Here is a 26,015-nt window from a genome sequence, read left to right on the forward strand (position 1 = left end):
TCCTCATTCCCGCCCGGCCCGTGCCTGGACGGCCGACAGGGCGAGGCTGCGTTGCCAGCGATGCACACGGTCAAAACCCTCTGGAGACAGGGCCCACGGGCGAGCCGATACGCAAGGAGACGCACGACATGAGCAGGCGCCATGAGGACTCCGGCAGGCGAGGCGGAGAGCGACACGGTCGGGGGGCCTCCCACGAGGACCATGAGGGGAGGCGCCATTCGGGCAGGGGGCCGGACGAGCACGGGAGGCACACGGAAGGGGCCGACCCACGAGGCCCACCCCGCCACGAACACCACGAGCACCACCCGAGACCCGGCCGGGACTCCCACCGCTCGGACTGGGATGCGCGCCGAGACTACGAGCACCCGTCGAGGGACTTCGCTCGCGACAGCAGCTACCGCACGATGCGGGGCGACCGCGACACGCTCGACTACGAAATCGACCGGGACTTCGGTGACGCCGCGCGGGAGCTGGACAAGGCCCGGGAGTACGGCCGGGATTATGACCGCGAGCACGAGCTGGACCGTCGTGCCCGACTTCTCGACCCCGAGCGGATCGCCCGGCGGCCGGGGTACAGCCCCAGCGGCGTCTTCCGCGACCTTGGTGAAGGTGACCCTCGCATCGGGCGGGGCGACGAGCGCCTCCGACGAAGGGGCCCCTCCGAGGAAGGGGGCCGACAGGGTCCGCGCGGCGCGCCCGCTGGAGCACATCGTCAGGGCGCCGTTGGGCATGGACATTCGCGCTACGGCCTGCGCGGCTCCGATTCATGGGACGAGCCCGAGGCCTGGATGGATGAACTGCGGGAGCTGGGGCCTCGCGACCGGCCGGCGGAAGCAGACGTGCGGCAGGGCGGCACCCAGCCTTCGGGCCATGGGCCGGGCATCGAGAACATGGCCCCGCCCCAGCAGGGCTTCTCCACCAGCATGTCGCGCGGAGACGACCACGACATGGGCCACGGCGGCTTCCTCGGCGGTGGCTACCGACCTCGTGCCCCGTCACGCCCCACGGGGCGCGGCCCGCGCGGCTACCAGCGCGGCGACGACCGCATCCGCGCGGACATCTGCGACCACCTGATGCGCGCATGGATGGACTCCGCCGACGTGGACGTCCAGGTGGAAGCCGGCGTGGTGACCCTGCTTGGCCGCGTGCGAGGTCGCGACGAGAAACGCGCCATCGAGGACGTCGCCGAAGCGGTACTCGGCGTGAAGGAGGTCCTCAACCACCTGCGCCTCCACCGAAGCGAGGGGGCGTCGCACCCACCCGCGTCACGGGCGCCGCTCGACGCACCAGCGCAGGACCCGGAGGAGGACGGCTCGTTGCACTCCTGAGTCGAGTCTCGGCCCCGCGCGTCATGAATCCGGCCCCGTCCCACCCGGGACGGGATTTTCCAGGCCTCCATCGGACACTGTGGCGTCGGGCCTCACGGTGCTGTCCCCGCGCCGCGCGGGTTCGGCTAGTGTGCCGGGCCTTTCCGCCAGCCACACCTCAGGAGCCTGTTCATGTCCCGCGTCATCCGCGCCCCCCGTGGTTCCACCCTCTCGTGCAAGGGTTGGGTCCAGGAGGCCGCGCTCCGGATGTTGATGAACAACCTCGACCCGGATGTCGCCGAGCGCCCCGAGGACCTCGTCGTCTACGGCGGCACCGGCAAGGCCGCCCGCGACTGGCCGTCCTTCGACCGCATCGTCTCCAGCCTGCAGAGCCTCTCCGATGAGGAGACGCTGCTCGTCCAGTCCGGCAAGCCCGTGGGCATCTTCCGCACGCACCCGGATGCGCCGCGCGTGCTCATCGCCAACTCCAATCTCGTGGGCCGCTGGGCCAACTGGGAGCACTTCCACGAGCTGGAGAAGAAGGGCCTGATGATGTACGGCCAGATGACGGCCGGCTCGTGGATCTACATCGGCACCCAGGGAATCCTCCAGGGCACCTACGAGACGTTCGCCGCAGCAGGCCGCTTCCACTACGGCACCGAGGATCTGGCCGGCCGGCTCATCCTCTCCGGAGGACTGGGAGGCATGGGCGGCGCGCAGCCGCTGGCCGCCACCATGAACAACGCCGTGTTCCTCGGCGTGGAGATCGACCCGTGGCGCGCCCAGCGTCGCGTGGAGACGCGCTACCTGGACGTGGTGGCCAGGGACATCGACGAGGCGCTGGCCCTCGCGAAGGACGCGCAGCAGAAGCGCGTGGGCCGCTCCATCGGCATCATCGGCAACGCGGCCTCGGTGTTCCGCGAGCTGTATCGCCGGGGCATCAAGCCGGACCTCGTCACGGACCAGACGAGCGCGCACGACCCGCTCCACGGCTACATCCCCACGGACCTGTCCCTGGAGGCCGCCGCCGAGCTGCGCACCCGGGACCCCGAGGGCTACGTGCGCCGCGCGCGCGAGTCGATGATTCAGCACGTGGAGGCGATGAACGACTTCCAGCGCGCCGGCAGCCACGTGTTCGACTACGGCAACAACCTGCGCGGACAGGCGCAGCTCGGCGGCATGGAGAACGCCTTCGAGTTCCCCGGCTTCGTGCCCGCGTACATCCGCCCGCTGTTCTGCGAGGGCATGGGCCCGTTCCGCTGGGTGGCGCTGTCCGGAGACCCGGAGGACATCCGCCGCACGGACCGCGCGGTGCGCGAGCTGTTCCCACAGAAGGCGTCGCTCCAGCGCTGGCTGACCATGGCGGAAGAGCGCGTGGCGTTCCAGGGCCTGCCGGCGCGCATCTGCTGGCTGGGCTACGGAGAGCGCGCGAAGGCGGGCCTCGCGTTCAACGAACTGGTGCGCAAGGGCGAGGTGAAGGGGCCCATCGTCATCGGGAGAGACCACCTGGACTGCGGCTCGGTGGCGTCGCCCAATCGCGAGACGGAGGCGATGAAGGACGGCACGGACGCGGTGGCGGACTGGCCCATCCTCAACGCGCTGGTGAACGCGGTGAATGGCGCGTCGTGGGTGTCCTTCCATCACGGCGGCGGCGTGGGCATGGGGTACTCGATGCACGCCGGACAGGTCATCGTCGCGGACGGGACGGCGGAGGCCGCGCGCCGCATCGAGCGCGTGCTCACCAGCGACCCCGGCATGGGCGTGCTGCGCCACGCGGACGCTGGCTACCCGGAGGCCATCGAGGTGGCCAAGGAGCGCGGCGTGAAGATTCCGGGCATCACCGTGTAGCCTCCGGAGTCGCCATGCCCCACCCCGCGCGCCTGAGCGTCGTCCTTCCCCTGGCCCTTGCTCTCGGAGTGCTCGCGGGGTGTGCCCCGACGGCCATCGGACCCATGGTCATGCGCCTGGGTCCGGGGGCCGCGGAGCAGCGCATCCTCCAGGCAGGCATCCGCAGCGGCCCCCGGCTCAGCGCGCCCATCGCCGGCACGCAAGGGGTCGTCAGCGTCGACGAGCGCTTCCGGGGAGACGACGCGAGCTTCTCCACGCAGCAGTGGGGACTCGCGTTCGATGCCGCGATGACGTGGCCCCTCACGGAGCGGCTGCACCTGCACACCGGCATCCAGGGCGAGATGTTCCTGCCCCTGCCCGTGCCGGGCTACGGAGTGTACGCGGGCGCGTCGTATTACCTCGGCTCGGAGCAACTGGGCGTGGCGCCCTCGTTCGCGCTGCGAGGGGCGTCCGACTTCGGCATCACCTCCAGCAAGGGCGGGCCAGGCAGCATGGCCGGCGCGGAGGCGACGTGTGCCTTCAGCTTCTCGCCGGAGCCGGGCGTGTCCGTGGGACTGGTGCCCTTCGTCGCGGTGCACACGCTCGCTTCGCATGGCACGAGCCAGGGCTCCTTGTATTACGGCGGAGTGGTCGCCGCCCGCTTCACCTGGAGGTGGTTGGACACGCTGGAGCTGTCCGGCGGTTTCGGCCGGGCGAAGGTTGGCAACAGCGCGAGCTGGAACGTCCCCATCGTGGGCGTACGCGGAGGTCGTTGACGCAATGGATGCGCTGGAGCTGCTGGTCCGCAACACGTCCGAGGTCCTCACCCTGGAAGGCACGCACCGCGAGCGCGCGGAGGCAGCGCTCACGCCGAAGCCCGGCGCCTGCGTGGGCGTGCGCGAAGGCCGCATCGCCTTCGTGGGCCCGGAGTCGGAGCTGCCCTCGGGGGCCGTGAGCTCGAGCACGGTGGTGCTGGATGCCGAGGGAGGCTTCGTGGGCCCCGGCTTCGTGGACCCGCACACGCACCTCGTCTTCGCCGGAGAGCGCTCCGCCGAGTTCGACCTGCGCAACCAGGGCGCCACGTACCTGGAAATCGCCAAGGCCGGCGGCGGCATCGTGAGCACCGTGCGCGCCACACGCGCCGCCAGCGAGGACGAGCTGGTTCGCCTGGCCCTGCCCCGCGTCCAGCGACTCCTGGAGCAGGGCGTGACGGTGGCCGAGGTGAAGAGCGGCTACGGGCTCGACGTGGAGAACGAGCTGAAGATGCTGCGCGCGGTGCGCAGGCTCGGCGCGCTGACGCCCGTGGAGCTGGTGCCCACGCTGCTGTGCGCGCACGCCATTCCCCAGGAATACCGCGAGCGCCGCGAGGACTACGTCCGCCTCTGCATCGAGGAGATTCTCCCGGCCGTCGCCCGCGAGGGCCTGGCGCGCTTCTGCGACGTCTTCGTCGAGGACAGCGCCTTCACCGTGGACGAGGCCCGCCGCATCCTCACCACCGGCCGCGCGCTGGGACTCGTGCCGCGTCTTCACGCCGACCAGCTCACCGCCCGAGGCGCCTCCGAGCTCGCCGCGGAGCTGGGCGCCGCCACCGCCGACCACCTGGAGCAGGTCACCGACGCCGGCATGCGCGCCCTCGCCGACGCCAACGTCACCGCCGTGCTCGTGCCCACCTCCACCCTCTTCCTGCGCATGCGCCCCTACGCGCCTGGACGCCGACTCCGCGACGCGGGCCTCAACATCGCTTTGGGCACCAACGTGAATCCGGGCTCGGCCATGAGTGAAAACACGGCCTTGGCGCTGGGACTGGCGTGTCTGGAGAATGGGCTGAGCGCGGCGGAGGCCTACTGGGCCGCCACGCGCGGCGCGGCGCTCTCATTGGGACTGCAACGACATGGTCGGCTGGCCGTGGGTGATGCAGGCGACCTGGTGCTGTTCAGTTGTGCGTCTTTCCGCCATCTGCCCTACCATTTAGGCGTAGGGCACGCGCGCACGGTCGTGAAGGCCGGGCGCGTCGTGGTGAGGCAGGAGCTGAATTCCTGCGGGTGAAGCGACGTCGTCTGGTGACACGTGCGTCGCACGGGAGGGCAAGAGAGCTTCCCGTCGGGGCCGGCCGTTATAAGTACCAACTGCAGCCATGTGCCGACTTTTTGGATTTCGTTCTTCAGTGCCTTCCGCCGTCCACCCTTCGTTGGTGACGGAGAAGAACTCGCTGCTCATCCAGTCGCGCGAGCACAAGGATGGGTGGGGAATCGCCGCGTACGGTGCGGAGGCGCTACCGCTTGTGGCCCACGGTGTGGGGCCCGCGCACAGTGACCCTGACTTCGAGCGGGTGAGCAGCCGTGTGTCCTCACACACGGTGGTGGCACACATCCGGCTCGCGTCGGTGGGCGCGGTGGAGCTGCGCAACTCCCACCCCTTCCAGCATGGCCGGTGGACCTTCGTCCACAACGGCACGGTGCGGGAGTTCGCGAAGCACAGCGCCGAAATCGAAGCCCTCATCTGTCCCACGTTGCGCGCGGGCATCCAGGGCACCACGGACAGCGAGCGCTGCTTCTACGTCTTCCTGACCCGACTGGCCGCCCGGCATCCCATCGCCCATCCGGTCCCCGTGGAGGGCGTCGCCCGGGCGCTCGCGGAGACGATGAGCCTGGTGTCCGCCATCACCGACGAGCCGCAGGTGCAGCCTCGCTCGGCGATGAACTTCCTCGTCACCGACGGCGAGGTGATGGTGGCTTCGCGGCGCAACCGGACGCTCTTCGTGTCCACCGGTGGGGCTCGCTGCACCACGGGTGCCCTGCCCGAGGTGGGCACGCGGCTGGAGCAGCTCATCGTCTCGAGCGAGTCGCTGTGCGGCGGGCCGTACTGGACGCCCGTGGGCGAGGAGGACGTCATCGGCGTGGACGCCGGCCTCGTCTTCCATCGATGGAGCGTGCCGGAGCTGGCGGGGGATTTTCAGCCCCCCACGCCGGGCCCCACGCGCCACGCGGCCTGAACGTCAGGGCACCACGGGAGGCTGAAGCTCGCGCAGCGCGGGCACCAGCTTCTCGCGGATGGCCACGACGCGCTCGAACAGCCAGAAGCCGAAGGGCTGGATCTGCTCGGGCGCCGTGGGCTCCTCGGGTAGCTCGGGCTCGTTCTCGTTGAAGCGGTGGATGCCGTACTCCCCTTCAGGCGTCTGGGAGCGCCGGTCGAAGAGGAAGCTCGCGCCGTCGTGCCAGCCTCCGTGGAAGACGAGGGACTGCGCGAGGCCTGGCACCGGCTCGTCCAGGTTCTCCGCCAGCTCCTTCACGTTGTACTCGTTGGCGTTGATTTCGAGCACGCACGACCCACCACCGCTGACGTTGCCGCTCAGGTGCGTCGTCACGTTGCTCGGTGCCATCGCCACCCACGTCGCGGTGCCGTAGCGGCGCGTGAAGTAGTCGAAGGAGGAACCCGCTGCTTCGACGGCCTCGGGCTTCGTCCATCGCCCGAAGCGCTTCTCCTGCATGGAGCGGAAGAACTCGCTGCCGTACCCCATGCGCTCGAGCCGAGCCCGGTCCTGGGTTGGGTCGATGAGCTCGACGACGAAGTGGCCCACCGGCAGTTTGTGGTGCAGTTCGGTGAGGAGGGCCACTGCGGCGTCCACGGCCTCGTGCGCCGTCGTGGGACGGGCCACGGACGACAGCTCCACCCACGGCGATTGAGATGGGGGCGCGGGGTTCTCTTCCCGCGCGGGGGGCGTCGAGCACGTGAAGGCGGACAGGCCCTCCTGCTCCAGGTTGAAGAGCCGCTGCTCCGCCGCGACGAGCGCCTCTTCGCGCGTCGCGAACGGAGTGCGCTCCTCTTGAGAGGTCTTCTCCAGCCCCGCGACGCGCACGGAGACCGTGTGGAGCACCACCCCGTCGACGCTCACCGTCTCGGAGCGAAGCAGTCCTGGCTGCGTGACGCGCAGTTCGCGCCGCACCAGCCTGATGGAGGACACGTTCCATCCCAGGCCGGAGTGGAAGCCGAGACGGCCATAGTGGAGCACCAGGGCGTCGACGTCGGACAAGCGCACGCGCGATTGAGTCACGCGTCCGCCCAGCATTCCGCGCGTACAGATGGCTCCGTCCTCGTAGAGCGCGACCTCCACGAAGAGTCCCTCGAGCCGCAACACGAGGAAGTGCCGCTGGCGCGCCACGGACGGAGCGGGCATCGCGTTGAACTCGAGCAGGGTCTCCCGAGTCCACACCTGGAGCCGGTTCTCGCTGTCGTAGAACCAGCACTCCTCGGGCACGTCCCACACTCGCACCCTGTCTCCGGGCGCGATGGCCCGGCCGCGATTGAGTTCACGTATCGCCGAGTAGCTGCGCGCCATGCTCTCACTCCTCCAACATGAGGCCCTCACCAGCCTGAAGTCGATGCGTCGCCCGGCGAGGGCTCAGGGCAACCACGCCGTCAGCAGCGCCACCGAGCGGACACCGTAAGCCTCCGCCTTGAGCGAGCGCGCGTCCCCGCCCGCGTGGGCCAGGGTGACACGCAGGTGCTCGGTGGGCGCCGCCTCCGGCACGCGATCCAACCACTCCACCAGCACCGCGCCCTCCCCTCCGACCAGGTCCATGAAGCCCGTGGCGTAGAGGTCGTCGTAGCCCGTCAGGCGGTACAGGTCCGCGTGGTAGAGCGGAATCCTTCCCGAGTACGGATACACAATCGCGAACGTGGGGCTGGCCACCTCGGAGCGAGGCACATGCGCACCCTCGGCGACTCCGCGCACCAGATGCGTCTTGCCCGCGCCCAGGTCACCAATCAGCCCCACGAAGTCGCCCGGCTCCAGAAGCCCGCCGAGCCGCACGCCGAGCCGATGCGTCTCCTCGGGTGAAGCCAGCGTCAGGGTTCGCGTCACCAACTCTCCGTCACTCATCGACCCCACCTCACCCACAGCTCGCAGAGGCCCTGCTCGATGAGGTCCCCGGCCACCAGGCCTAGCTGTCCACGTCGAGCCGCGGCCAGGTCTCCCGCCAGCCCATGCGCGTACACCGCCGTCCAGATGGCGTTGGGCAGAGCAATCGCCTGAGCCAGCAGGGCTCCACACACACCGGACAGCACGTCACCGGAGCCGCCCGTGGCCATGCCCGGGTTGCCCGTGGTGTTGATGAAGACGCGTCCGTCCGAGTGCGCCGTCAACGTCCGGTCACCCTTGAGCACCACCGTCACGCCGAGCCCCGAAGCGAGTCGACTCACGACCTCCAGTCGCTGCGACTGGACCTCCCGGGTCGACTTGCCCGTCAGCCGGGCCATCTCCCCCGGATGCGGCGTGAGGACCACCGGCCCCTTCGCGCGGCGCAGCACGGACAGGTCATCCGCCACGGCGTTCAAGGCGTCCGCATCCAGGACCGCCGGAATCTCCAGGCGCGACAGGAGCTCGCCAATCAGCGCGCCCGTCCCCGGCCCGCGTGGAATGCCCGGCCCCATCACGAGCGCGTCCTTGCCCTCGGCGGCGGCGAGCAGCGCGTCCAGGTCCCCCATGCCCAGAGGCCCCGCGGCCTCCAGCGGGATGCCCATGATTTCAGCCGAGTGCGACTGCACGGCCTCCAGCGCATCGCTCCGCGTGGCCACGGTGACGAGTCCCGCGCCGCTGCGCAGCGCCGCCTTCGACACCAGGGCCGCGGCGCCCGTCTTGCCCCGACTGCCCGCGACGACCAGGACATGGCCGTACGTGCCCTTGTGCGTGTCCGCCTTGCGCACCGGCAGGGTGTCGCGCGCGTCGGACTCCTCGACCACGAAAAGCTCGGCGCCGGATACCTCGCGAGCGGACGCGCCGCCCATGCCGATGTCCACCCGCCGCACGCGTCCGCACAGCGTCGCGCCGGGCTCCAGCACCTGCCCTGGCTTGAGGAAGCCGAAGGCCACCGTGGCGTCCGCCTCCACGCAGGGCGAGAAGGACTCGCCCGTGTCGCTCTGGAGGCCGGACGGCACATCCGCCGCGACGACCCTGGCACCCGCGCGCCGCCAGCGCTGGATGGCGGAGATGGCCTCCGCGAACGCCCCCGCGGGTGCCCGACTCAGTCCCGTGCCGAAGAGCGCGTCCACCACCACGTCCCCCGCGCCCGGCGGCTCCAGCGACTCCAGGGCGCGCGACACACCGCCGAAACCTCGCAGCGCCTCCAGGTTGCGCTTCGCCTCGGGCGTCAGCTTCGCGGCGTCTCCCACCAGCGACACCGACACCTTCGCGCCCCCTTCCATCAGGAAGCGCGCCGCCACCAGGCCATCCCCACCGTTGTTGCCCGGCCCGCACACCACCACGAAGCGGCCACCAGGCCCGGCCAGCTCGCGAGCCACCTCCGCGAGCCCCCGCCCCGCGTTCTCCATCAGCAGCGCGGAGGGCATGCCGTGGCGCTGCTCGGCGGCCTCTTCGGCCTGACGCATCTGGGCGGCGGTGAGGACGCGCAACATGGGTTCAATCCCCTTTCGACTGGAGGACCACCGTGGCGGCGGCCACGTCGGCATCGTGGGTGAGCGCGAGGAACGCCTCCAACCCCCGCGCCTCCATCACTTCGAGCGCCACGCCAGAGAGGGCGAAATACGGCGCCCCTCCGTCGCGGCGCACTTCCATGTCCTTCCAGCGGATGCCCGGAGGCGCGCCCAGCGCCTTCACCAGCGCCTCCTTCGCCGCGAAGCGCGCGGCATAGGCACTGGCGGCATCATGGCGCTGGCCACACAGGGCGCGCTCCGCCTCGGTGTAGACGCGGTTCAGGAACGGCTCCGCGCGAGGCCCGTCCATGATGCGCTGGATGCGAGAGATGGAGCAGATGTCCAGGCCCAGGCCCCGGATTCCCATGGCGCGCTATCCCGGGTTGCGCATCAGGTCGAGCATCTCCCGCACCGCGCGGTCGAAGCCCACCAGCACGGCGCGCGCGACGATGGCATGGCCGATGTTCAGCTCGTCGATTTCGGTGATGCGGGCGATGGGCTGCACGTTGTCGTAGTTGAGCCCGTGGCCCGCGGCCACGCCCATCCCCAGCTTCGTGCCCGCCTTGGCCGCATCGACGATGCGCGCCAGCTCCCGCGCGCGCTCCTTCTCGTTGCGCGCCTCGCAGTAGCGTCCCGTGTGCAGCTCGATGCGGTCCGCGTTCACCTTGTGCGACGCGCGCACCTGGTCCAGGTCCGGGTCGATGAACAGCGAGACAGTGATTTCGCCGTCCTTGAGGTTCTTGATGATCTTCGCGACGTGCTCGCGCTGACCGGCGACCTCCAGGCCGCCCTCCGTCGTCAGCTCCTCGCGGCGCTCCGGCACCAGCGTCACCACGTCCGGCTTGTGCTCGTAGGCGATCTTCACCATCTCCGTGGTGGCCGCCATCTCGAGGTTCAGCAGGGTCTGCGTCGTCTCACGCAGGATGCGCAAGTCGCGGTCCTGGATGTGGCGCCGGTCCTCACGCAGATGGATGGTGATTTGCTGCGCGCCGGCCAGCTCCGCCATGGCCGCGGCCGTCACGGGGTCCGGATAGGTGGTGCGCCGCGCCTGCCGCAGCGTCGCCACATGGTCCACGTTGACACCCAGTCGCTGTCCCATCGACCGCACCTCGCTTGATGCGCGGTCCCGGGATTGTCGGGGGCCCCGGCACGCGCTGGCCCCTCTAATCGCGGCCAGCGTCCGGAAGTCAACCGTCGTGAACGACGACTAGCGATTGCACGCCTTGGACAGGGCCTCGGCGATGTCCTTCGCGTAGGCCTCGTTGCGCGTGGCGTCCTCGCCTTCAATGAGGACCCGGACCTTGGGCTCGGTGCCGGAGAAGCGGACGAGCACGCGGCCGGAGTTGCCGAGCTTCTGCTCCACGGACTTGATGATTTTCATCACCTCCGGCATCTCGCCCAGCTCCTTCTTCTGCTTCACCACCACGTTGACCAGTGTCTGCGGCACCGGCTCGAAGATGGAAGCCAGCTCGCTCAGGGGCTTGCCCGCGCGGCACATCACCGCGAGGAGCTGGAGCGCCGCCAGCGTGCCGTCACCCGTCGTCGTGTGGTCCAGGAAGATGAGGTGGCCGCTCTGCTCGCCGCCCAGGTTGTAGCCGTTGCGGCGCATCTCCTCGACGACGTAGCGGTCACCCACGCGCGTGCGAGCCACCTTCACGCCCCAGCGCGCCACCGCGCGCTCCAGGCCGATGTTGCTCATCACCGTGGAGACCAGGACCTTCTTCTTGAGCTGCTTGCGAGCCATCAGCTCGCCGGTGCAGATGGCCATGATGGCGTCGCCATCCACGACCTTGCCCTTCTCATCCACGACGATGAGCCGGTCGGCGTCGCCGTCCAGCGCGATGCCCAGGTGGGCGCCGTGCTTGATGACCGAGCGCGCCAGGTTCTCCGGGAACAGCGCGCCACACTTGTGGTTGATGTTCTTGCCGTCCGGCGACACGCCCAGGGTGATGACCTTGGCGCCCAGCTCCTCCAGCACCGCGGGCGCCGTCTTGTAGGCCGCGCCGTTGGCGCAGTCGACGACGATGGTCAGCCCCTCCAGCGTCAGCTCGCGGGGGAAGGTCGCCTTGAGGAACACGATGTAGCGGCCCCGCGCGTCCTCCATGCGGAACGCCCGGCCAATCTTCGTCGCGGTGGGGCGGATGGAGTCGATGGCGCCCGTGGAGAGCAGCTCTTCAATCTTGCCCTCCGTCTCGTCCGGCAGCTTGAAGCCGTCGCGCCAGAAGAACTTGATGCCGTTGTCCTCGTACGGATTGTGGGACGCGGAGATGACGGCGCCGGCGTCGGCGCGCATGGACGTGGTGAGGTTGGAGATGCCCGGCGTCGGCAGCGGACCGACGAGCTCCACGTCGACGCCCATGGACGTCAGGCCCGCGGCGAGCGCCTGCTCCAACATGTAACCGGACAACCGCGTGTCCTTGCCCACGATGACGCGGTGCCGGTGCGGCCCGTTGCGGATGAGGAACGCGAGTGCCCGCCCGAGCTGCATCGCCACTTCCGCTGTCATCGGGTAGACGTTCGCCTTTCCGCGAACCCCGTCCGTACCGAACAGCTTCTGTGTCGTGCGCTCCTCCTTCGGAGGCATGTTCATCCTGTACGCCATGGTGCCGCTCCACCTTTCCCACGCCGGGCCTGTGCCGGTCGCTCGACGTCGGGGCTTATACCCCGCCCACCGCCGGGGCTCGAAGGTAGGGCCCCAACGCCTCCCTGGCAACGGCCCGGCCTTGCAGGCTCTATCACCCCTGAACAACGGTGCGAAAACGATACCAGGACCCACTCGCGGGGCCCACACCACGAGGGCCACGCCGCGTGGCCCCTCGTCCACGCACGCTCACCGTCCGAGCAGGGTGCCTCCGTCACGGGCGGACCGGATGGCATCGGCGACCACGAGCGCATCACGCGCCTCGGCCACGTCGTGGACGCGGACGACATCCGCGCCACCCAACACTGCCATCGCCGCCACGGAGCCCAGTGTCGCCGCGAGCCGCTCGCCCGCCGGCTTGCCGCCCGTCAGCGCCCCCAGGAAGCCCTTGCGACTGGTGCCCACCAGCAGGGGCAGGCCCGACACGCGCAGCTCCCCCAGCCGCCGCAGCAGGTAGAGGTTGTGGTCGAACGTCTTGCCGAAGCCAATGCCAGGGTCCAGCAGGATGCGCTCGCGAGCGACGCCCGCCGAGGTCGCCAGCCGCACCGAGTCGTCGAGGAAGTCGAGCACCTCGTCCATCAGGTCCTCGTAGCGCGGAGCCTGCTGCATGGTGTCGGGTGTCCCCTGGATGTGCATCAGGCAACAGGCGGCGTTGGACTCGGCCACGGCGCGGGCCAGCTCCGGGTCCGAGCGAAAGCCGGTGATGTCGTTGACCAGATGCACGCCTGCCTTCAGCGCCGCGCGCGCCACCGCGGCCTTCGTGGTGTCCACCGAGAGGGGCACGAAGGTGCGAGCGCGAAGGCCCTCGATGACCGGCAGCACGCGGGCCACCTCCTGCTCGGCGGTGACGGCCTGGGAGCCGGGGCGCGTGGACTCACCGCCCACGTCCAGCAGGTCCGCACCCGCCTCCGCCAGGGCGAGTCCATGCGCGATGGCCGCCTCCGCGCTCAGGTAGCGGCCCCCGTCCGAGAAGCTGTCCGGCGTCACGTTGACCACGCCCATGACGTAGGTGCGCGAGCCCCACTCGAACGTGCGCGCCCCCAGCACCATCGACCCGGGCGACTTCCCAGCATCCAGGCCGCGCGCCAGCGCGCTCGCCAACTCCTCGAGCACGCCGCCCTCGCCGCGCGCCAGGGCCATGAGCCGCTCGAACTGCTCGCGACGGCCCGACAGCAGCCCCACGCCGGGGCGTGAGCGCACGTCACCGGAGACCCACGAAGGATGCTCCTCGCGTCCAGGCACGAGGGCCCGCTCGGGGAGTGAGTGGAGGAAGGCGCCCACGTCCTTCGTCAGGCCGGTGAGCAGGAGCTGAGCGTGCGGCAGCTTCTCCAGCAGGTACTCGCGCGCGGGCGTGGGCAGGCCCATGCGCCGGAAGGCCAGCGTCAGGTCCTCTGGACGGTCGGCGCTGATGGGGCGGGCACGAATCATGGGAAGTGACTCCAGGGCACCGCGCCACCCTACCCCGTGAGCCACGCGCCTGGCCGCTGGAAGCAAACCCGAGAGCGCGCGGCCCGCAAAGCAGAAGGCCCTCCCCGACAGCGGGAAGGGCCTTCGTCACTTCGGACAGCGGCGAGACTACGCCTTGTTCGGCTCCATCTTCGGCAGCCCATCCAGGGCGTCGAGGATCTTCCGCTTGTCCTTCTTCTCCGTCGCCTTCGGGGGCGCATTCACGCGCGGGGGCGGGCGCTCACGGGTGAGCTGACCACCCTGCAGGAGGATGTTCACGTCCTCGGCGTCCAGCGTCTCGTACTCCACCAGGGCGTCGGAGACGCGGTGGAGCGCGTCCAGGTTCGCCGTCAGCAGGCCCTTGCCGCGCTCGTAGCAGCCCACCACGATGGCGCGAACCTCGGAGTCGATCTCCCGCGCGGTGTCCTCGGAGTAGTCCTTGGACGAGTTGAAGTCGCGGCCCAGGAACACCTCGCCGTCGCTCTTGCCGAACGCCAGGGGCCCCAGCTTCTCGCTCATGCCCCAGCGGCACACCATGGCGCGCGCCGTCTCGGTCGCCCGCTCGATGTCGTTCGCCGCGCCGCTGCTCATCTCGTTGAAGAGCAGTTCCTCGGCGATGCGGCCACCCATGGCCATGGCGATCTGGTCCAGCATCTGCTTCTTGTACCCGTTGACCTTGTCCTCGGTGGGAAGGCTCCAGGTGACGCCGAGGGCCTGACCGCGCGGGATGATGGTGACCTTGTGGAGCGGGTCGCATCCCGGCAGCAGCTTGGCGAGCAGCGCGTGCCCCGCCTCATGCACCGCGGTGTTCTTCTTCTCCTTCTCGGTCATGATCATCGACCGGCGCTCCGGGCCCATGAAGACCTTGTCCTTGGCGGCCTCGAAGTCGCTCAGGTCCACGCGCTCCTTGTTCTGCCGCGCGGCCATCAGCGCCGACTCGTTCACCAGGTTCTCCAGGTCCGCGCCCGTCATGCCCGGCGTACCGCGAGCGATGACCTCCAGGTCCACTTCCGGAGCCAGCGGCACGCGGCGGGTGTGCACCTTCAGCACGCCCAGGCGGCCCTTCAGGTCGGGACGCGGAACCACGATGCGGCGGTCGAAGCGACCCGGACGCTGCAGCGCGGGATCCAAAACGTCCGGACGGTTCGTCGCGGCAATCAGGATGACGCCGTCGTTGGACTCGAAGCCGTCCATCTCCACGAGGAGCTGGTTGAGCGTCTGCTCACGCTCGTCGTGCCCACCGCCCAGGCCGGCGCCACGGTGACGACCCACGGCATCGATTTCGTCGATGAAGATGATGCAGGGGGCGTTCTTCTTGCCCTGCTCGAACAAGTCGCGGACTCGGCTGGCGCCGACGCCCACGAACATCTCCACGAAGTCCGAGCCGGAGATGGAGAAGAACGGCACGCCCGCCTCGCCGGCCACGGCCCGCGCGAGCAGCGTCTTGCCCGTTCCCGGGGGGCCCATCATCAGCACGCCCTTCGGGATGCGACCGCCCAGCTTGGTGAACTTCTTGGGGTCCTTCAGGAAGGCGACGATCTCCTCCAGCTCTTCCTTGCACTCGTCCACACCGGCCACATCCGCGAAGGTGACCTTGTTGTGGCTCTCGCTCAGGAGCTTGGCCTTCGACTTCCCGAAGGTCATCGCCTTGCCGCTGCCCCCCTGGAGCTGGCGCATGAAGAAGATGAAGAAGAGGAACAGGAAGACGACAGGCATCCACTGACCAAGGATGGTCAGCCAGAGGCTGTTCTGCTCCTCCCGCTCATACTTGACGTCCACTCCGTTGTTGCGGAGCTGGTTCAGCATGGCCGCGTCCGGCGCGGGGCCCGTCGTGCGGAACTTCTCGCTCGTGTCGACGAACTTGCCGGAGTAGGTGTTGCCCTTGACCGCCACTTCCTTGACCTTCTTCTCCTCCACCTTCGTCAGAAGCTGGGTGAAGGAGGGCTCCTGGACCTGGTCGTTGCCCTGGGAGAAGAAGTTGTAGAAGGCGACGAAGAGGACGATCAGGATGACCCAGAGCCCGATGGTCTTGTAAGTCGAACGCACGTGTCAGCTGCCCTTTCGGTACTCGGCGGGATGAGGGCCGCGCCGGGAGAAACCCAGCCTTTTCAGTCGTTTGCCCGACACCAGGCGAGCTCCCCTGTCGTCGGACCGTATCAGCAACAGCAAAACGCCCTCAACTATTTAGGGGCCGCGACCAACCCCCGACAACTCTCATTCCACTCTATAACGAAGGGGTCCGCTGAATGCTCGGACCCGGGGGTGTCGCCCACAGGTAGTGTCCGGAAACATCCGCCCTGCCGGGCGGAGGCATCCAGAGTCCCGGAAGCCACACCACCGTGCCCGAGGCGTCCAGCACCACCGGCCGCGAATCTCTCGACTCCGCGGGCACTCGAAGATCCACCAACACATCTTGAAGCCGGCGTTGTCCCGCGCTCATCCGGACCTTGTCCCCCGGCTTGCGTGTCCGCACGGTGAGCGGCCAGTTCACATCCCCCGCCAGCGCCAGCCCATGCACTCCCTCGGGAGGTGCGTGGTCCGCCACGCGGAACGCCCACCCCGTCCCCTCCAGCACGCCCGTGGCCCCCGCCCCCTCCAGACACAGCGTCGGCGAGGCTCGCGCGCCGGCGACCTGGGGCACGCAGCGCACCCGCCCTCCCGTCGCTCGCACCCTCGAGCCGCGCCCCACCGTCGCGGAGCCGCCCTGCTCCACCGCGCGCAGCACGCGCTCCACCGTCCCCGCATCCGTCACCACGTCATGCTCGGCCAGCAGTCGGGCGAGCACCCTGCGCCGCAGCGGAGGTTCCAGCGCGCGCACCGCCACCGCATCCAATCCTCCCTCCGACAGCCGCACGCGGTGCCAGGCCGCGTCCGCCAACTCGCTCAGCAGCGCTTCGTCCTCCGCGGCCAGCCGCGCGAATGAGGCCAGCCGCGCGTCCACCCGGAAGCCGGCCGCCCGGCTGAGCGCGGGCAAGGCGTCCGTTCGGACCCGCACCCGGAAGAAGGCCGGGTCGGCGTTCATCGCATCTGTCCAATACTCGACGCCCTGCTCGGCCAGAAAGTTCACCAGCTCCTCGCGCGTGCGCTCCAAGAGCGGCCGGACGAGCCCGGGACGCGCTTCGTGGATGCCCACCGCGCCTCGCGAGGACGTCCCCCGGGCCAGCCGCATCAGCAGCGTCTCCGCCTGGTCGGTGGCCGAGTGGGCTGTCGCCACCACCGACAACCCTCGCGCGAGCCGCACCTCCTCCAGCGCCGCGTACCGCGCATGCCTCGCGCGCGCCTCCACTCCCGCTCCAGACTTCAGCGCCAGTTCGCGGACATGACACTCCAGCCCCAGCCTCGCGGCGAGCGACGCCACGGCCCGCGTCTCCGCTCGGGACTCGGGGCGCAGGCCATGGTCCACCGTGGCGACTTCCACGCGCAGCCCCAGGCGCTCTCGCACGCTCGCCGTGCCGACGAGCAGGGCCACCGAATCCGCGCCTCCAGAGACGGCGCACAGCACGGAGCGGCCCTCCAACCCGAGGCGCGCGTACGCATCGAGCAGCGTCGTCGTCAGCAAACGTGTCGTGGGTCCAGTGCGTGACATCTGACAGGGGGAATGGAGTGTCGGGTAACAGGGTTACAGAGGCGCGTGCGGTTGAAGGCAGGGGGGCTGGTTCTTATGATCGTCACACCGGATGGGCGCGGACTCGGAAGAGGAAATATGCGCGGCCCCCGGAGTTGTTGAGGGGACGGTCGAATTTTCAAGGTGTTGGGCCTAGGGGTCCCCCCCCTCCCCCTCTGGGCCCACGGGTCCGCTGGGAGATCCACTCCCGGCGGTCCCTCTTTCCGAGACGCCCCGGTCCTCCTGTCGCGAGGGCCGGGGCGTTTCCTTTTTCGCGCACAGTTGGATACGTCAGGCTTGACTGAACGTGCCCGGGCGAGGACCCAGCGAGCGCGGAATGAGTCCTCCGAAACCGTTGACCCTCTTGGGCGTCTGTCGGATAACGGCCCCGGTGTGTTCAGGTCGTCACCTCGAATCCGCCCCGGAGACTCAAGTATGGCAGGCACCGACAAGCGCAAGCAGTCGCTGTACTTCCCCGAGGAGATGCTGAAGGAGATTCAGGAGGAAGCGAATCGACAGGACCGCTCCCTCTCCTGGGTTGTCCAGCAGGCGTGGAAGATCGCCCGCGAGCGCATCAAGTCGTTCCCCGCCGTCAACGACGTGACTGGCGACGAGCGCCAGGACCCGCGCGAGGAGTAGCGCAGGCATGGCCACCACCGACCACCGCAAACAAAGCCTCTACTTCCCGGAGGACATGCTGGAGGAAATCCAGCGCGAGGCGACGAGGCAGGACCGCTCGCTCTCCTGGATTGTCCAGCAGGCGTGGAAGGTCGCGCGTGCGGAGATTCGGAGAATGCCGTCGGTCAACGACGTGCTCAGCTCGCCTCCTCCACCGCGTCCCGCCCCTGTCGTGGCGAGCCCGGCGGCGGCGGCGCCCGCGACCCCACCGAGCATGGTGGCGGCCGCTCCGAACCCGGACGAGCCCAAGTCCTGAAGGGCCCCGCGAGCGGCCCACCGGCACTCACCCGCCGGCGGGCCTCGCGGGCAGCGCGCAGTTCTCGAAGACGACGCGAGGCTCCTCGGAGAGCGCCTGGACGGGCGTGGGGTACTTCTCCCGCATGTACGCCGAGGCGATGTTCGCGTCGGTGCCGCCCAGCTTTCGCGCCTGCACCGGGTTCCGGTCAGGGTCCTGACCGGCATTGCCGAACACCGTGCCGTAGCCGTCGCCCCCCTCGAGCAGGAAGCTGGGCATGGCCACGCGATAGCGGATGCTCGCGTCGTCGCGAGGCGGCAGCGGAATCTGCTGCCCCCCCACTGTCAGCGCCCGCACCCGCTCGCCCTTGGGGCGTGAGCAGTCCACGCGCACCGACGTCCCCGCGGACACGTGGAGGAAGGCGCCGGAGGGCGAGGCGATGAGCTGTCCCTCCACGTACAGGGCGCCCACGCTGTTCTCCATCATCCCCACGACCTCGCGCTCGGTGAGGTCCACGGTGACGATGAGGTTCTCGAAGAGGATGACCTCGTGGAGTACGCCGTCGGTGAGCGGTCCCTTGCGCAGCGCCATGCGCGTGTAGCAGAGGCCCTCCGCGCGCAGCGAGCCGCCGTTGACGACGCCCAGCACGGCGGGCCGCACCGAGCCGTCCTCGGCATGAAGGAACGCGTCGGCGACCAACTGCGCCAGCGCGTTGTTGTCATGTCGGGTGAAGGGCTTGTCGAGCTGGACGTCCTGGCCCAGGTAGCCGACGACGGCATCCGGGTCCGCGACGAGCGGCTGGCACGAGTCGTTGTAGGAGATGCACCCGGCGAGAGGCGACGCCAGGGCGCACGCGAGCGCGGCGATGATGGACTTGGGGAGCGGCATCAGAAGTGGGCCCTCACGGTGAGGTAGCCGGACATGCCCTCGCGCGGGAGGCTCCCGGTGACGCGGTCCGGGCGGGGAACATCGTCGCGAAGGTCATGGTCGAAGACGTTGTGCGCCACCAGCGACACCTCCCAGATGTCGGCGATGGGCTCGCTGCGAATCTGCGCGGTGATGAGGCTGTAGGCGGGAATCTTGTAGCGGCGGACCAGCTCCAGCACGGAGCGGCTGTTGTTGCGTCGCTCCGCGCCCGTGCGCACCACCACGTCGAAGTTCACCCACGCGCCAATGGGCATGGACACGCCCGCGTTGAAGCGGGCCTGCGGCGTATCCGTGAGCAGGCGGGACTGTGAGGGCAGCTCCATGTCCTGCGCGCGGGAGATGCTCGCGTTGAACCAGGCGTTGGCGCGCTTGGAGGCCTCCAGGCGGGCCTCACCCTCGATGCCGTACACGCGCACGCCCAGCTCGCGGTTGCGCAGCGGGACGATGTTGCCGGACGTGTCCACCGGGATGATGGGCGAGTCGAAGAGCTCCAGGTACGCGTTGGCGCGCAGCCGCACGCGGGCCTCTCCGGCGGACTGGATGAGGTCGGCGCCCAGTTCGAAGGTGTCCACCGTGGAGGGCTGCAGGCGCGGGTTTCCCTCGAAGCGGCCCTGGTTGTAGGTCGTGTCCGGGATGCGCTCCACGAGTTCCTGGAGCGTGGGCGCGCGGAACGCTCGGCCGTACAGGGCCTTGAGCACCAGGGCGTCCGTGGCGGAGAACACCAGGCCCACGCGGGGATTGATGCTGGGCACGAAGCTGGTGCCGGTGATGGTGCCCGAGCCGTCCACGGTGGGCAGTTGCGTGGCATCCACTCGCACGCCGAACGTGAGCGTCAGGGGGGTGATGACGGTCCACTGGTCCTGCGCGAAGAAGCCCACGATGAGCCGGCGTGACGCGGCGCCATCCGCGAGGCCCAGCAGGTCCGTGAGCCCCTCGGGCGCGGTGAAGCCTTCCGGGCGCACGCGCGCGTCCAGCGTGTAGTTGGTCTCGTAGTCGTAGTCGCCCAGCGACTGCTGCTCAACCACCGCGCCCAGCGACAGCCGGTTGTTGGCCGACAGGGAGATGTCCGCGTCCACTCCGCCGGTGATCGAACGCACGGAGATGCGCGTGCGCTCCCGCAGGCCCTTGTCGAAGAGCTGGTTGGCGTCCGGGCCCGTGCGGAAGTTCAGGGGGGTGATCTGGAAGAGGCGGTCGGTGGACTGCTGGTCGAACCCGGCCCGCGCGCGCAGCAGCACCGAGGACCCGATGGCGCGCTCCCATTGGAGGTCCGCCATGAGGACGTTCCACTTCAGCTCGGAGTCCTCGCCCACGGTGTCGAAGAGGCCCATCAGGGCGGTGCGGTTCTCGGTGAGGAAGCGCACCGAGGCACCCAGGCGCCCCGCGTCTCCCATGGCGTAGGTGGCGCCACCGCCCAGGTTGAGAAGGAAGCGGTCATCCCGCGTCTTGCCCGCGGGGTCTTCCACCGCGCGAAGGCCCTGGGAGGTGGACTCGTCATCCAGGCCGTCGTGCTCGATGACGTTCGAGTCACCCGTCTGGTTCCACACGTCCGCGTCCGCGAAGAGGCGCAGGTCGCCGAAGGTCTCTCCCGCCGACGCATGCCCGTTGACGGTGATGGCCAGGCGGTCGTCCTTCTCCGGGAAGCCTCCGGCGGAGACGGCCGTGCGCACACCATCCGAGGTGTCGGTGACGATGTTCACCACGCCCAGGAAGGCTCCCGCGCCGTAGAGGGCGGAGCCCGGACCGCGGATGACCTCGATGCGCTCCAGGTTCTCCACCGGCAGGTTCATCAGCGCCTTGCCGTCGAAGAAGTTGTTGAGGCGATGGCCGTTGAGCAGGAACAGCACCTCGGCGTCATTGCGCAGGCCGCGCACCGCCGTGCGATGGAAACCCTGCACGTCGCGGCTGATGGTGAGCCCGGGCACCACGTCCAGCACGTCGGCGACGGTGCGGGCACCCAGCGCGCTGATCTGCTCGCGGCCGAACGAGGCGGCGATGGCGGGCACCTTGCGGACCTTCTCCTCGTGGCGCGTGGCCAGGGCCAGGGTGTCCTCGGCGCTGTAGAGGGCCATGTCCTCTTCCAGCTCCGAGCGCGGCGGCACGACGACCGCGCTCTCGCGCGGCGAGGAGGACTCTCGCGAGGATGACGTGTCGCGCGTCGAGGACTCCCGGGAGGAGTCACGCGAGGCCACGGGCTCACGAATGGGTGCGTCGCGTGAAGTGCCAGCCTCTCGCGTGGGCGCGTCACGTGAGGTTCCAGCCTCGCGGGCGGTCGCGTCGCGGGAGGTCCCCGACTCACGCGGGGGCGCTTCTCGCGTCCCTCGAGTGGGCTCGCGTGAGGTGGTCGCGCTTCCTCGCGTCGGAGGCGGAGGCTCGCGCGACGTCGAGGGGGTGCGGGTGTCCCGCGACGACGCCTTCGGCGGCGGAACATCGGAGGGCAGGTCCGCGGTGAGGGCCGCCATCGAATCGTCGTCGGAGGTGCTGCTCGTGGGCGGCGGCGTCCGGGTGCGCTCGGGAGGTGGCGTCCGGGTGGACGGTCGCTCGTCGGCGGAGTTGGAAGGCGCCGGCTCCGGCGTCGCGGGCCGGCTCGCGGTCGCGGACACGTCGCCCGCCACGAACACGCGCGCGGGCCGCGCGGCCGTCTGGAAGATGGGGATGCGCTCACCGTCGGCGGTGAGGCCCTCGACGTAGTACTCGACGCCCGGCGGCACCATGTGCTCGGCGGGGATGACGCCGCGATAGAGGTCGCCGTACTGGCGCTCCATCAGCACGCGGGCGAACGGCTCGCCCGGGCCGCGGTAGCGGACGTACATCTCCAGGATGCGACCGCCTTCCACGAGCGTGCCGTCCAGCCGCAGAGGCAGCTTGGGCTCGGCGCGGGTCGGTGCGGAGTGAAGAAGAGAAGGCTCCTCGGCACGGACAGGTACCGCCAGGAAGAGCACGAAGCTGAGGAGGGTCGCGCGCGCGAGTGTGTTCTTCAAGCTGAGGGGGATGGTCCATTGCCCCGATCCCCGAGTCAAGGAAGGGAGCCCCCGGGCCACTCGCCGCTGATTTTTTGCCGGGCCTTCAGGGCCGTGCGAGGGATCGCCGCACTCCATGCGCGACTCGCTCGCCCTGCACCTTGCCCTCTTCCGTCGTCAGCGGGCACAAATCGCCCGCGTGGTGGACGGGCAGACAGATGCCTTCCGCTCCTACGAGGCCCGCTACCGGCGGCGTACCGCCAGCTATCGGCGCGTCCTGCCGCTGACCGAGGTGCACCAGCGCGTGCGCGCCTCGGACGTGGTGTACGTGGGCGACTACCACACGCTGCCGTTGGCGCAGCAGACCTACCTGGAGCTCGTCGAACGCGCGCTCACCTCGGGTCGCCGCGTCGTCCTGGCCCTCGAGTGCATCGAGGGCCGACACCAGGCCTCGCTCGATGCCTGGCGCACGGGACGTCTCTCGGAGCGCTCCCTCCTGGCGCGGCTGGGCGGTGAAACGGAGGGTGCGGGCTTCGGCCCGGGCACCACGCTGCGCACGCTGCTCGCCTTCGCCCGGCGCCACCGCCTGGAAGTCGTGGGCATCGACCGGCGCGCCCAGGGTGAACGCTCGCTCGCGCTGAGGGATGCCTACGCCGCGGAGCGCATCGCGCGGGTCGCCCGAGCCGAGGACCGTCCGCTCGTCCTCGTCCTGGTGGGCCAGTACCACGTGGCGCCGTGTCACCTGCCCACGCAGGTGGAGCGCGCGCTCGGTGACGACACGCGACGAGGCCTCGTCGTCTACCAGAACGCGGAAGGCGTCTGGTGGCGGCTGGCCCGCGACGGGCGCATGGGCGTGGCCGAGGCGGTGGAGCTGGCGGACGACACCGTGTGCCTGCTCAACGCCTCCCCTGTCGTCTGCCAGCAAAGCTTCCTGGATTACCTGGAAGCAGAGGCCGGAGACTCACCGTTGATGGACCGGGGCGCCTCGGAGCGCTTCCGGGAGATGGCGGCGCTCATCGGCCGGCTCGCGGGTGTGCCGGTGGTGCGCGCGCTGGAGTCGGTGGAAGTCGCCACGGTGGCGGACGGAGACGTGCTGGCGCGCATCCAGCGGCGCGGGCGCTTCACGCAGGCGGAGCTGTCCCAGTTGCGCCGCCACATCCTGTCTCGGGAGAGCAGCTATATCCCCCGAGCGCGGACGGCCTATCTTGCCTCGCTGTCCTTGAACCACGCGGCGGAAGAAGCCGCGCACTTCGTGCGGCACTGCGCGGTGGGCAGCGCGATGGAGGCGCCTCGCACGGCGTCCGACGCGTTCTACGCGCGGTGCATGGAAGAGGCGCTGGGGTTCTTCGGCTCCCGACTGGTGAACCCGCGACGCACGTGTCTGGGGCTGGCCGAGTGGGCGAAGCGTTTCGGCGAGAGCCGAGGCGTCGAGCGGCAGGTCTCCGCCTTCGTGCTGGCGCACAAGGCCGCGGAGCTGGAGGCGCCCGAGGAGGCGGTGAAGCTGCTGCCCCTGCGCAAGGACCGCCTGTTCCATGGCGTCAGCCACGCACTGGGCTACCTGCTCGGAGACAGGCTCTACCGCGCGTTCGACGAGGGGCGCCTGGCGAAGGCGGAAGTCCGCGCCTTGTTCAGGGACCCCTTCGTGGAGGCGCGGACCGTGTACTTCACGTGGGCCGAGCGGCTGCGCGACTGAGGCTCACGGCGCCTGCTCGTGGGAGGCCTCCGGCTCCGGAGGCTTCGCCGCATCGGGCGCGGGCGCGAAGGTGCCATCCGACAGCAGGTCTCGCCTCGTCGCGGGATTGTCCTCGGTGACGACGCTGATGCTGCCATCCGGGAACAGGACGTAGGTCACCGCCGTGTCCACGTGGCCCACCGCCAGCGAGGTCAGCTCCGGATAGAGCATCAGCAGGGCCAGCTCCGTCTCCAGCGGCCCCTTGAAGTGCTGGTGCAGGTGGGCATCCATCCGCGAGGCATCCTCGGTGATGGGCGCGACGTCGACCGCGATGACGCTCGGGTGCAGCTTCACCTGCTCGCGCAGCGTCCTGCCATCCGGAGCGAAGCGGAACCGGAAGTCACCCCCGTAGAAGAAGCGCTTCGGATCTCGCGTGCCCTGCAGCGTGTACACGGTGATGTCGCCCGACGCCTCCCGGACGACCACCGGGTTGACGCTGGTTCGCCCGAAGGTCTCCACGGTGATCTGCTTCGCCGTCTTCACGGCCCGAGCCACGGGACTGAAGTCGACGGGAAGCGTGTCCACGGGGATGAGTTCCATCCATTCGGGCTCCTCGTGCGGCGCCTTCAACGCGTAGGCCGGGATGAAGGTCCCCGCGTCGTCCACCCGGCCGAAGAGGCCGTACCACGCGCCCTCGTGAGGCAGGGTGACGTGCATCTGCATCCGGGCGGGACTCAGGTCCACGTCCTTGCTCTCCATCAGCACGTCCGTGGCGCGAATGGCGGCACGCTCCGCCTCGACGATGTAGCGGGCGCGGGCCTGGACCCGGAGCAACTCCGCGTCGTCCACGGGAGTTCGAGAGGGAGCAGGAGCCGCGGCGTCGCCGAGGAACGCGCGCGACGAGTGCGCACCGCATCCGACGAGCGACACGAACACCACCAGGGACACCACCAGTCGCATGCGAGACCTCGTGCCACGAGTCTGCGCGATTCCCCAAGGTCCGTCACGCCGCGCGTGCGCGTCGTCGGCGAGGCCGCTTGCTTCCAGGGCCCCTCTGCGCTCGTCGAGAATCTTCAGGCGGCCTCCACCACGATCTCCATCTTGGAACCGCGGGTTCCGTGATGACGGCGGGAGGCGGGTGCGGCACGGCCCGCCGGGGTCAGCGTCTGGCCTGTCTTGGGAAGGCCTCACGCTCCATGGGAACCCGCTGCCTTTCTGACTCAGGTCTTCGTGGGCGCGGTGGCCTGCACGGCGGACTTCACCTTCTCGCGCAAGGCACGGACGCGCTCACGCGCCTGGAGGCGCTGGTCCTCGGAGAGCTGACCGCCGGCCGCGTCACGCTGGGCCTTCAGCTCCTCTCGCAACTGGCGGGCCTCCGTCTTGAACTGGTCCGCCTGCGACTGGGTGAGGCGACCTTCGGACACCGCGCGGTCCAAGCGGTGCTCCATCCGGGCGAGCTTCCGCTCTCCCTTCATGCCCTTGTGGCCATGCCGCCCGTGGTGGCCCTCCTTGCATTGCGGCGCGGGCGCAGTGTCCTCCGCGAGCACCGGAACGGAGAACAGGAGCGAAGCCGTGACAAGGGAACGCAGCAGGAAACTCTGACGCATGGTGAGGCTCTCCAGTCGGTTGAACTGGACGCGAGCGGCACTCCCGCTCGCGTCCTCGTTGCCTGGAAGAACCCCGCGCGGAGGAGAAGGTTAAATCCACGCTCCGGCACCGGGCTGGAGCACCTCCCCTCCCCCTTCGTGCTCGCTAGCCCGCCGTGCAGTCGTCGAGCGCGTAGGAGAAGTCGCGCCGCGACGTCTGGCCCGGGTCCTGGTTGACGACGCCGATATCCAGGAGCTGGTCCGACACCTCCTGGGTGGGTCCACCGATGACGAGCGACTGCCGCGTCACCTTCGTGGAGAACATGCCCATCTTCCCAATCGTCCCATTGGGCTCGCGGCGCCAGCAGCTCACGATGCGCGGGTCCGACGGGGCGAACTGGCAGGACGTGTACTGCCCCACCACCTCGCGCTTCAGGTAGATGCAGCGGCAGTCCCACGGGTCATAGACCTGCGTCGCCACCACGCCCTCGTAGCCCGTCGCCGTCTGCTTCAGCTCGAAGTAGCTGCCGTCCTGCGGGATTTCGCAGAACAACTTCACGTCACCCACCGCGCGGTCCTTCTTCTGCTCCAACACCGCGCCTGACTCGGACGACACCGGCGACGGCGCCGGCTCACAACCCGCGCCCAGCAGCGCGAGGCTCACGAAACAGAACGAGGAGATACGCCAGGGTGTACGCATTTGCGC

General features: G+C 69.6%; 22 protein-coding genes. 8 read left to right on the forward strand and 14 right to left on the reverse strand.

The window, feature by feature from the left end:
- Nucleotides 1–404 precede the first annotated feature (404 nt).
- From HUA74_RS26650 to HUA74_RS26670, 5 genes are all read left to right on the forward strand, one after another.
- Complete coding sequence (locus tag HUA74_RS26650; RefSeq protein ID WP_174456794.1) at nucleotides 405–1,328, forward strand: BON domain-containing protein; 924 nt, start codon at nucleotides 405–407, stop codon at nucleotides 1,326–1,328.
- Nucleotides 1,329–1,499: 171 nt separating this feature from the next.
- Nucleotides 1,500–3,155 (forward strand): urocanate hydratase, encoded by a 1,656-nt coding sequence (gene hutU / locus HUA74_RS26655; protein WP_141646188.1) that lies wholly within the window; start codon nucleotides 1,500–1,502, stop codon nucleotides 3,153–3,155.
- Nucleotides 3,156–3,169: 14 nt separating this feature from the next.
- Nucleotides 3,170–3,910, forward strand: a complete 741-nt coding sequence (locus HUA74_RS26660) for a hypothetical protein (protein WP_174456795.1) — start codon at nucleotides 3,170–3,172, stop codon at nucleotides 3,908–3,910.
- A gap of 4 nt (nucleotides 3,911–3,914) precedes the next feature.
- Complete coding sequence (gene hutI, locus HUA74_RS26665; RefSeq protein WP_174456796.1) at nucleotides 3,915–5,180, forward strand: imidazolonepropionase; 1,266 nt, start codon at nucleotides 3,915–3,917, stop codon at nucleotides 5,178–5,180.
- Between the two features lie 88 nt (nucleotides 5,181–5,268).
- A complete protein-coding gene (locus tag HUA74_RS26670) occupies nucleotides 5,269–6,126 on the forward strand; it encodes a class II glutamine amidotransferase (protein ID WP_174456797.1) in 858 nt (285 codons plus the stop codon).
- 3 nt (nucleotides 6,127–6,129) lie between these two features.
- Here the strand turns inward: HUA74_RS26670 and HUA74_RS26675 are convergent, their stop codons facing one another.
- From HUA74_RS26675 to tilS, 9 genes are all read right to left on the reverse strand, one after another.
- The gene (locus HUA74_RS26675) at nucleotides 6,130–7,470 is read right to left on the reverse strand and encodes a hypothetical protein (protein WP_174456798.1); all 1,341 of its coding nucleotides are present in this window, start codon (nucleotides 7,468–7,470) and stop codon (nucleotides 6,130–6,132) included.
- Nucleotides 7,471–7,533: 63 nt separating this feature from the next.
- On the reverse strand, nucleotides 7,534–8,013 hold the full coding sequence (gene tsaE, locus HUA74_RS26680; RefSeq protein WP_174456799.1) for a tRNA (adenosine(37)-N6)-threonylcarbamoyltransferase complex ATPase subunit type 1 TsaE: 480 nt from the start codon (nucleotides 8,011–8,013) through the stop codon (nucleotides 7,534–7,536).
- A complete protein-coding gene (locus HUA74_RS26685; protein WP_174456800.1) occupies nucleotides 8,010–9,545 on the reverse strand; it encodes an NAD(P)H-hydrate dehydratase in 1,536 nt (511 codons plus the stop codon). The genes tsaE and HUA74_RS26685 overlap by 4 nt, the downstream gene beginning before the upstream one ends.
- A gap of 4 nt (nucleotides 9,546–9,549) precedes the next feature.
- Nucleotides 9,550–9,930, reverse strand: coding sequence for a holo-ACP synthase (gene acpS, locus HUA74_RS26690; protein WP_174456801.1), 381 nt, complete (start codon nucleotides 9,928–9,930; stop codon nucleotides 9,550–9,552).
- A 6-nt stretch (nucleotides 9,931–9,936) separates the two neighbouring features.
- Nucleotides 9,937–10,662, reverse strand: coding sequence for a pyridoxine 5'-phosphate synthase (locus HUA74_RS26695; RefSeq protein ID WP_141646196.1), 726 nt, complete (start codon nucleotides 10,660–10,662; stop codon nucleotides 9,937–9,939).
- A gap of 108 nt (nucleotides 10,663–10,770) precedes the next feature.
- The gene (glmM, locus tag HUA74_RS26700; protein WP_141646197.1) at nucleotides 10,771–12,165 is read right to left on the reverse strand and encodes a phosphoglucosamine mutase; all 1,395 of its coding nucleotides are present in this window, start codon (nucleotides 12,163–12,165) and stop codon (nucleotides 10,771–10,773) included.
- Between the two features lie 228 nt (nucleotides 12,166–12,393).
- Nucleotides 12,394–13,632 carry a dihydropteroate synthase gene (folP, locus tag HUA74_RS26705; RefSeq protein WP_174456802.1) on the reverse strand — a complete coding sequence of 413 codons (1,239 nt, stop codon included), beginning with the start codon at nucleotides 13,630–13,632 and terminating at the stop codon, nucleotides 12,394–12,396.
- A 147-nt stretch (nucleotides 13,633–13,779) separates the two neighbouring features.
- A complete protein-coding gene (gene ftsH, locus HUA74_RS26710) occupies nucleotides 13,780–15,696 on the reverse strand; it encodes an ATP-dependent zinc metalloprotease FtsH (RefSeq protein ID WP_141646199.1) in 1,917 nt (638 codons plus the stop codon).
- A gap of 178 nt (nucleotides 15,697–15,874) precedes the next feature.
- The gene (gene tilS, locus HUA74_RS26715; protein ID WP_174456803.1) at nucleotides 15,875–17,236 is read right to left on the reverse strand and encodes a tRNA lysidine(34) synthetase TilS; all 1,362 of its coding nucleotides are present in this window, start codon (nucleotides 17,234–17,236) and stop codon (nucleotides 15,875–15,877) included.
- A 453-nt stretch (nucleotides 17,237–17,689) separates the two neighbouring features.
- Here tilS and HUA74_RS26720 point away from each other — a divergent pair, with 453 nt between their 5' ends.
- Complete coding sequence (locus HUA74_RS26720) at nucleotides 17,690–17,893, forward strand: TIGR04563 family protein (protein ID WP_015350409.1); 204 nt, start codon at nucleotides 17,690–17,692, stop codon at nucleotides 17,891–17,893.
- A gap of 7 nt (nucleotides 17,894–17,900) precedes the next feature.
- Nucleotides 17,901–18,188 carry a TIGR04563 family protein gene (locus HUA74_RS26725; RefSeq protein WP_141646610.1) on the forward strand — a complete coding sequence of 96 codons (288 nt, stop codon included), beginning with the start codon at nucleotides 17,901–17,903 and terminating at the stop codon, nucleotides 18,186–18,188.
- Nucleotides 18,189–18,215: 27 nt separating this feature from the next.
- On the opposite strand, the gene HUA74_RS26730 is transcribed toward HUA74_RS26725, so the two are convergent.
- Nucleotides 18,216–19,055, reverse strand: coding sequence for a 5'-nucleotidase C-terminal domain-containing protein (locus HUA74_RS26730; protein WP_141646611.1), 840 nt, complete (start codon nucleotides 19,053–19,055; stop codon nucleotides 18,216–18,218).
- Complete coding sequence (locus HUA74_RS26735) at nucleotides 19,055–22,072, reverse strand: TonB-dependent siderophore receptor (protein ID WP_174456804.1); 3,018 nt, start codon at nucleotides 22,070–22,072, stop codon at nucleotides 19,055–19,057. The genes HUA74_RS26730 and HUA74_RS26735 overlap by 1 nt, the downstream gene beginning before the upstream one ends.
- A gap of 115 nt (nucleotides 22,073–22,187) precedes the next feature.
- On the opposite strand from HUA74_RS26735, the gene HUA74_RS26740 reads away from it, so the two are divergent.
- Nucleotides 22,188–23,744, forward strand: a complete 1,557-nt coding sequence (locus HUA74_RS26740) for a ChaN family lipoprotein (protein WP_174456805.1) — start codon at nucleotides 22,188–22,190, stop codon at nucleotides 23,742–23,744.
- A 3-nt stretch (nucleotides 23,745–23,747) separates the two neighbouring features.
- On the opposite strand, the gene HUA74_RS26745 is transcribed toward HUA74_RS26740, so the two are convergent.
- From HUA74_RS26745 to HUA74_RS26755, 3 genes are all read right to left on the reverse strand, one after another.
- Entirely contained in the window at nucleotides 23,748–24,683 is a 936-nt protein-coding gene (locus HUA74_RS26745) for a hypothetical protein (protein WP_174456806.1), read from the reverse strand.
- A 260-nt stretch (nucleotides 24,684–24,943) separates the two neighbouring features.
- A complete protein-coding gene (locus HUA74_RS26750; RefSeq protein WP_174456807.1) occupies nucleotides 24,944–25,330 on the reverse strand; it encodes a hypothetical protein in 387 nt (128 codons plus the stop codon).
- 145 nt (nucleotides 25,331–25,475) lie between these two features.
- Complete coding sequence (locus tag HUA74_RS26755; protein WP_141646616.1) at nucleotides 25,476–26,009, reverse strand: hypothetical protein; 534 nt, start codon at nucleotides 26,007–26,009, stop codon at nucleotides 25,476–25,478.
- Nucleotides 26,010–26,015: the final 6 nt, after the last annotated feature.

Origin of the sequence: Myxococcus sp. CA051A, from assembly GCF_013336705.1 — a bacterium.
In the GTDB taxonomy this organism is placed as follows: Bacteria; Myxococcota; Myxococcia; order Myxococcales; family Myxococcaceae; genus Myxococcus; species Myxococcus llanfairpwllgwyngyllgogerychwyrndrobwllllantysiliogogogochensis.